The 6,947-nt window shown below is 61.1% G+C and carries 5 protein-coding genes; 2 read left to right on the forward strand and 3 right to left on the reverse strand.

All coding sequences use genetic code 11. From position 1 onward, the window contains the following. Both mazG and WBB95_RS03185 read left to right on the forward strand, forming a co-directional pair. Nucleotides 1-668, forward strand: a 668-nt coding sequence (gene mazG / locus WBB95_RS03180) for a nucleoside triphosphate pyrophosphohydrolase (RefSeq protein WP_424486260.1), incomplete at its 5' end; no start/stop codon positions are given. 25 nt (nt 669-693) lie between these two features. Then, the gene (locus tag WBB95_RS03185) at nt 694-1,239 is read left to right on the forward strand and encodes a DUF2058 domain-containing protein (RefSeq protein WP_424486261.1); all 546 of its coding nucleotides are present in this window, start codon (nt 694-696) and stop codon (nt 1,237-1,239) included. Nucleotides 1,240-1,321: 82 nt separating this feature from the next. On the opposite strand, the gene WBB95_RS03190 is transcribed toward WBB95_RS03185, so the two are convergent. The 3 genes from WBB95_RS03190 to WBB95_RS03200 are packed head-to-tail and all read right to left on the reverse strand — an operon-like array spanning nt 1,322 to nt 6,580. Continuing rightward, a complete protein-coding gene (locus WBB95_RS03190) occupies nt 1,322-3,442 on the reverse strand; it encodes a TonB-dependent receptor (protein WP_424486262.1) in 2,121 nt (706 codons plus the stop codon). Then, a complete protein-coding gene (locus WBB95_RS03195; RefSeq protein WP_424486263.1) occupies nt 3,439-4,665 on the reverse strand; it encodes an MFS transporter in 1,227 nt (408 codons plus the stop codon). Before WBB95_RS03195 ends, WBB95_RS03190 begins: the two co-directional genes overlap by 4 nt. Next, nucleotides 4,655-6,580 (reverse strand): IucA/IucC family protein, encoded by a 1,926-nt coding sequence (locus tag WBB95_RS03200; RefSeq protein WP_424486264.1) that lies wholly within the window; start codon nt 6,578-6,580, stop codon nt 4,655-4,657. Before WBB95_RS03200 ends, WBB95_RS03195 begins: the two co-directional genes overlap by 11 nt. Between the last annotated feature and the right edge of the window lie 367 nt (nt 6,581-6,947).

Genomic DNA, 6,947 nt, shown 5'->3' on the forward strand with positions numbered 1-6,947 from the left:
AAGGTGAGTTGGGCGACCTGTTGTTCCAGGTGGTCTATTACAGCCAGCTGGCGCGCGAAGAGGGGCGTTTCGAGTTCGCCGGGGTGATCGACAGCATCACCCGCAAGCTGATCCGTCGTCATCCTCACGTGTTTCCCACGGGCGATCTGTATGCGCCCCTGGACATCCCGCAGTTGAGTGAGGAGCAGGTCAAGCAGCGCTGGGAAGAGATCAAGGCCGAGGAGCGTGCGGAAAAATCCGACGCGCCGGAGCAGCTTTCCCTGCTCGATGACGTGCCCTCCGCCTTGCCGTCCTTGTCCCGCGCCGCCAAATTGCAAAAGCGCGCCAGCCAGGTCGGTTTCGACTGGCCATCAGCCTTGCCGGTGGTGGACAACGTGCGCGAAGAGCTTGATGAAGTGCTCGAAGCCATGGCCGATAACGACTCGGTAGCGATTGCCGATGAAGTCGGTGACCTGCTGTTTGCGGCGGTCAACCTGGCGCGTCACCTCAAGGTTGACCCGGAAACCGCGCTGCGTGGCGCCAATGCCAAGTTCGAACGACGTTTCCGATTTATCGAACAGGCATTGCGCGAGACGCATCAACCCATAGAAGATTGCACCCTCGAAACGTTGGACGCCCTGTGGGGCGAAGCCAAACGCCAGGAAAAGAATCTGTCCAGCTGCGGCTGAGCCGTTGCCCAAGTGAGTAAGCACCATGAGCATTTCCCTTCGCGACCAGTTGCTCAAAGCAGGCCTGGTCAACCAAAAGCAGGCCAAACAGGTCGGCAAAGAGAAACAGAAACAACAGCGCCTGGTGCACAAAGGCCAGGTTGAGGCGGACGACAGCCAGGCGCGCCTGGCCATTGAAGCGCATGCCGAGAAGGTCAAGCGCGACCAGGAGCTGAACCGCCAGCAGCAGGAAAAAGCCGAGGCCAAGGCCCGTGTTGCCCAGGTCAAGCAGTTGATCGAAACCTCGCGCCTGCCCAAGCTGACCACCGAGGACTACTACAACTTCGTGGATGACAAGAAGGTCAAGCGCCTGTCGGTCAACACGCTGATGCGCAACAAGCTGAGTAACGGCTCCCTGGCGATCGTGCACCACGGTGGCGGTTACGAGGTGATCCCGCGCGAAGCTGCGCTGAAGATCCAGGAGCGTGCGCCTGAACGTATCGTGCAGCTCAATATCCTGACCGAGAGCCAGGTGCCGGATGAGGATGATCCGTACGCGGCCTACCAGATCCCGGACGATCTGATGTGGTAAGGCGTTAGAAACAACAAACCCCGCTCAAAAGGCGGGGTTTGTGTTTTAGCGCGCGGGGTCAAGTGTCGGTAATGTCAGCCGCTCACCAATCCACCGCGTAGCTGACGCTGAAGGTACGACCTTCGGCATTCGGGTACGGCGCACGCGCGTTGGCCTGGGCGAACATGTTCTGGTAATTGCGGTTGGTGAGGTTGTAGATCGCACCTTCGAGGCGACCGACCGGCAACCTGACAGAACCCAGCAGGTCGGCCAGCGTGTAGCCCTTGATATCGCGGCCATTGTTGTCTTTGAACGCGGCGTCATAGTCGGCCAGGCGCATGCCTTGCAGGCGGATGCTGTAGTCGCCCCGGTCATAGCCGACAAAAGCCGTGGTCTTGGCGGGGGCGATACGCGTGGCGGGCAGGTCGATCCATTTGCCGTTCTGCTGGGTTTCGCCTTTGGCGTAAGCATAAGTACCGCCGACCGACCATTGATCGGTGACGTTGTAGGTCAGGCTGGTTTCGAGGCCACGCACGCGCTCTTTCTGGTTGATCAGGCGCAGTACGCGATCATTGGCGTCATAGAACTGGGTGACATCCGAGGTGTTTTCATACGCCGTGACGTTGGCCAGCCATTTGTCCCAGTTGCCGCGCCAGCCCAGCTCGTAGCTGTTGACCTTCAACGCTTGGGCATTCAGGTCTTGAATGTCGTACTTGCTGTTCACGTCACGCAGGAAACGCTGGATGTCCGGCAGAGAAAAGCCCTGGCTGAAGTTGACGAACACATCCTGGTTTTCGCTCAGGTGATACACCGCGCCAAGGTTATAGAGGGTGTCATCGTATTTGAGCGTACCGCCCGGCAATGTCGCGCGGTTTCCGGTCTGGACGATCTCGCCGTAGGCAATGCTGTCGGACACCTCGCTTTCGATCCACTCGCGGCGTACACCACCCCGCAAGGTCCAGTCATCAATGTCGTAGGACAGCTGGCCAAAGATGGCCTTGGTGGTGGTCGCGATGTCCGGCCCCAGTTCGAACGTGGTGCCGGTCTTGGTGTAGCTCAGGCCATTGACCCGGTATTGGTCGCCACGCTGGCGTGAGGTTTCGTGATCATAGTCAGCGCCCCAGACCAGGTTGCCGGTCGCCGGGCCGATGTCCGGCATTTGCGTGTCGATGGCCGCGCGCAGGCCGTAGACATCCTGCACGCTGTTGTTGTCGGAGACCCCGGCGCGGCCGCGCGACAGGTCCGGGAAAAACAACGCGTCGGCACGGCGCCAGTAACTTTCGACCTGCAAGCCCTGGCCGTAAAAGTCTTTATCGGCGTAGTTGAGGTTGACGGCCTGGTTGTGGGTAAAGGGTTGGTCGTCGAGGTCCAGGCCTTTCACCGCAACGGCGGTATCGGTGATCCGTGGGTTCTTGGTGTAGCGGGTGTCTTGTTCGTCCTTGTAGTCCTGCAGCGACAGGCTGATCTTCTTGTCGTCATCCAGCTCATAGCCGAAGCGACCTTGCAGGTCGTAGGTGTCGGTGTCCATGTTGCTGCCCTGGGACGTGTCCTGGGGAATGCGCTTTCCGTTGCCGTCGAACTGGTCATTGCGTTGCACGTAGTTGCCCGAAAGGTACCAGTCCACAGGGCCCTGACGGCCCGTTGCGCTCTGGAACCCCTCGTAGGAAAAACCTTTGCGGCTGAGGTTGTCGCCGGCGGTCATGCCGATCTTGCTGCTGAAGGCCAGGTCTTCACCTTTGTTGCGCTTGGTGATGATGTTGATGATGCCCCCCGACGCGCCCGCGCCGTAGACACTGCTCGCGCCGGAAATCACCTCGATGCGCTCGATGCTTTCCGGGGCCACGCTGTTGAGCTGGCGGAAATTGTCGCGCGTGGCGTTCTGGGACACGCCATCGATCAGGATCAGCGTATTGCGCCCGCGCAGGGTCTGGCCGAAGTTGCTCATGCCGCCGCTGGAAGGGGAGATGCCCGGTACCAATTGGCCGAGGATGTCTGCGACCCGGCGTCCCGCACCGGCCTGCTGGCGAATCTGGTCTTCGCTGATGACCTGCACAGAGCCCGGGATGGCCGCAATGCTGGTTTCATTGCGCGTGGCCGATACCACCGTCGCCTGTAGCTGCAGGTTGGCGGGCGCTGCCTGCGTTTCCTCAGCTTGTTCGGCCCAGGCCGGGCTGCTTATCGAGCCGAGCAGGGGCAGCAAAATTGCCAGTTGCGATTTATTCATGACCTTGCCTTTGAGTTATTAGAAGTATTGACAGAAAAACCGGATGTCTCGGGTGTTCGGGTGAACGAACGGATAGCGCGTATACCCACGGCAGCCACGGCATAGGTGAGTGCGACCAGCCAGAAACTGTGCGCCAGGCCCACCATTCCCATGCCGATGCCGCCCATCAAGGCGCCGCAGAGTGCGCCGGCTTTGGCGGCGCTGTTGCCCATGCCCAAGGCAAAACCCTGCTGGCTCGGCGCAACGGTGTTGGCGATCAATGTGTAGGCAACCGGCAACAAGGCGCCCTGCCACACGCCCCACAGCAATCGACTGGCGAGGAACCCCAGCCAGTCGCTGGCCAGCGCCGTAAAGGCCAGCGTCAAGGCGCAGGACCAGGTGACCCATTCGATGACACGCAGCGTGTGCGTCGGGTGATGCCGGTCAAACAGGCGGCCCCACAGCGGGGCTGACAACGCCAACGTCAGCGCGCTGGCGGCGTAGCTGGCACCGATCAACCACGCAGGCGCGTGTAAAACATCGGCCACGTACAAGGCGTAAAACGGCTGGGGCATCATTTTGGCCGCCTGAATCAACACGATGATTCCCAGCATTGCGCCCAGCCAGCCTTTGGGCAGTGCGGTGGGCGTCGAGGTGTGGGTGGGCCGCGATCGCGGCGAGTCGCTGGGCAGGAACGCGCTGATCACCGCGCACAGCAGGCACACGGCGGTGGCGCTGTAGCACAGCAACGCAAAGCCTGAGACATCCATCAGCCAGCCACCCAGGACTGGCCCGGCCAGCGAGCCGACGGCGGTCGCCGATTGCAGCCGCGCCAGGATGTGCCCGCGCCCGCCGTCCCCGCAGCAGGCCAGCGCATAGGCTTGCGCGGCGGCGATGAAACCGGCCAGCGCACCTTGCGCGACTCGGATTGCCACCAGCAGCCACGGATCGAAGGTGATCGCCGCCAGCGCCTGGCATACCGCCAGCGCCAACAGCGCCCGAATGATCATCGGTTTGTGGCCGGTACGGTCGCCCAGGCGCCCCCACATCGGGGTCAGGATCATCGCCGCCATCATCGGGCCGGCGTACACCAATGACGACAGCAGGCCGGTGTAGTGGGCATTGGCAACGCCGAGCAGCTTCTGGATTTGCAGCGGCCAGAAAGGGCCGCTCATTTCCATGGCCCCCATCGACACCAACTGAATCACCACCAGCAACCGCAGCGCAGTGCTGTTAGTCGGCATTGGCGGCGGCACTCAGCGGGTTCGGCAAACGCCCGACGATATCGGCGTGGCTCTCCAGCAGGCGCATGCGCATAAAGGACTTGGCTGGCCAGTCTTGCTCCAGCAGTGCCTCGCGCTCGGTTGCCCAGCGTTGTGGTTCGACCTGGCTGCGCAAATCGTCGAAGCACTGGCTCACCTGTGCCGACAATGCATCCCACAGCTGTACCTGTGGGATGTCGAAGTGGCGCGCACCGAGCAACACCAGTTCGCCCAGGTGGCACATGAATACCGTGTGCAGCAGCTTGTCACGCACGAAGCTTGCGTCGTCGTACAGGGTCATCTTGGGGTCGTGCAGTTCGATGTCCAGGCCATGGGCATGCAAGGTCTTGCGGTCGATCCGGATATCACCGAAGTCGCGCAATAACAGGCGGCTCAGTTGCCCGTCGGCAGCCATGACCATGAAGGAATTCTGCTGGTGGGCCTCGAAGGCAACGCCATAGCGCAGGTACATGCCCAGCAGGGCGGGCACGGCGATCGCTGCGTAGTCTTGAAAGAAGGCGAGCATGGCAGTGGCGTCGTCGTGGCCTTTGCTCAGGCGCACCCATTGGCGCAGCAGTGGCTGCCCGTGCTGGTCGATGGCAAACAGGCTGCCGACCGGCACGGCCATTTCGCCTGGTTTGAGCAGGCTTGCCGGGTTGTCGCGATAGAGGACCGCCAAGTGGCGGGAGTGCTCATCGTTGGCGGGTTGAGGCTTGAAATGCACTCCGATCCGCTCGGGAACGATGCTGAGCAACTGCGCAATCGCCGGCTCGCGGGCGAGGATCGTCAGCAACAGGTGGCTGATGCGCGGGCCCATGCGCGCCGAACGTGGCGAAACGGTGCGCTGCACACTGGTCAGGCGCAGCGAGACCGGGAGCTTGACCATGGGTGCGTCGCGCCGGCCTTCAGGCAACACCGTCCTGAATGACATGGTGGGGTGGGCCGTGAACGCGACGATATCGGTCAGCACCAGCAGCTTGTCGCCGATTTCATTGGCGAACAGTTGCGGTAATTCCTGGCGTGCCTGCCACGGGTGGGCGGGCAGGGGCAGGTAGTCGCTGGCTTCAAGGCCTTGGGCGGCCAGTGCTGCGGTCAATTGGTGTGCAGCCTGTGGAAAGTGATGCTGCCACCACGGCCAGTAATCGGCGGTATCGGCCAGGGTTTCAACGTGCGCGTACTGGCGATGCAGGGCGCACAGGAAAACCGGAAAGCGGGCTTCGAACTCCGGCGAAAACTCGATGACCTGGTCGGTCGCCAAACCCAGTTTGGTCTTGTAGTTGGGGTGCCATGGATGACCCAGCGTGCCCCACTGTTCAAGCACGGAAGTGGGGTTGGTCACGCTTGCATCGTTCTTGAGGTGGTTCAGCAGATTGTTTTGATGAGCCGCGTCCATCGACGCCTGCAGCTTGAGCGTCCATTGCTCGTGAAAGGCGAGGCACAAGGTGTCGTTGACGAAGCTGTCGTCGATCTCGCAGTTGAGGCGGTCCAGCACGTCCGAATCTGCCGGTGACTCAAGGCCGCCGTTAAGCAGTGTCAACAATTGCGACGGGAATTGAATCTTCAGGTCGGGCTGGTCATCACGCACGAGGGTGACGTCTCCACGCAGGTCCCAGCTTGCCATGCGGCCAGGCTGCAAGTGCTCGAAACGCAGGCGGGCTTGATCAGGCAGTGTCAGCCAGCAATGGCCGTGTGCGTCATACGAGCGAGCGCCGGGTGCGAGCAGGCCTTCACGGAACAGTGCCTGGATCAGGCGTTGAAAGCTGCGCTCGGCGGCGGGTGCCAGGGTATTGATCAGGGCGTCGAGGGTGATGTGGTTGGCCTGAAACTGCGAAGTGGCAAGTGCCTCGCTCCAACGCTCCAGCAACAATTTTTCCGGCATCCTGCTGTGTCCGCTCATCAAGTTGAATTCCTTATCCGTTAGCCCGACTGAAAGGCGGCGGGATAGTATCGAGAATCATTACCAAATGTCTATTTCTTGTTACATGTTTTGCATAAACGATTATTCAGGCTAGGCGTAACCGACGGTTTTCAAGGAGGTTGCAGGTTCACGGAAGTGGGGCGGCAGGGGAGGCAGGTGTCTAGGACAGGCTAGTTGACCGGGAGGGCGGGGTTTGTAATGCGTTTCTTCAATGCCTGTGGGATGTATCGATTTTTATATCGACGCCGCAGTGCAGTGGAAAGCAGGAGGCTTTAAAACGAAAAACCCCGCTCAATAGGCGGGGTTTTCGGGTGTAGGCGGCCCGGCTGCTTGGGCCGGGCGTCTA

The sequence above is a fragment of the Pseudomonas sp. genome (genome assembly GCF_049645325.1).
Classification (GTDB): Bacteria; Pseudomonadota; Gammaproteobacteria; order Pseudomonadales; family Pseudomonadaceae; genus Aquipseudomonas.